This is a genomic window from Pseudoalteromonas sp. SR44-5, from assembly GCF_014163675.1.
GTDB classification, from domain to species: domain Bacteria; phylum Pseudomonadota; class Gammaproteobacteria; order Enterobacterales; family Alteromonadaceae; genus Pseudoalteromonas; species Pseudoalteromonas rhizosphaerae.
Genome location: NZ_JACJDT010000186.1, coordinates 1 through 494 on the forward strand (window position 1 = coordinate 1; position 494 = coordinate 494).

A 494-nucleotide genomic window follows, 5' to 3' on the forward strand; every position below is an offset into this window, starting at 1 on the left:
AGATTTTCAGTGATGGTGATAGTACTACCAGCAGGTAAATCGGAGGTACCGCTGAGAGACACTAACTGTCCTAATAGGAAGGTGGGCACAAACGCAAGCTCTGGTGGAATTGTATCCACCACGCCGATGTCACTGGCGCTGGCTGTATTGCCTGCGTCGTCGGTGATACTGGCAGTCACTGTGTATGCACCATCAACCAGCGGTTGCGTGGCCTCGGCACTCCAATTACCACTGGCATTGGTTTGCACCGTTACTGTATGGCTGCCGTTAGCATCCGTAAAGGTAATCGCAATATCACTGCTGGCTAGATCCGATGTGCCTGTCACCACTGGCGTATTGTCGTTCGTCAATGCGGGTGCATCTATAGTGACGCTTGGCGCGGTTGTATCTATCACCCCAGTTTCGCTATCGGTGCCGGTATTGCCTGCGGAGTCTGTCACACTGACATTGACTGTGTACTCGCCTTCGATAATCGCATTACTGGCCTCCACGGA

General features: G+C 52.6%; 1 protein-coding gene. It reads right to left on the bottom strand.

Annotated elements, in window-relative coordinates; translation table 11 throughout:
- A partial coding sequence (locus H5154_RS23160; RefSeq protein WP_182719777.1) for an Ig-like domain-containing protein occupies positions 1-494 on the bottom strand: 494 nt, incomplete at both ends.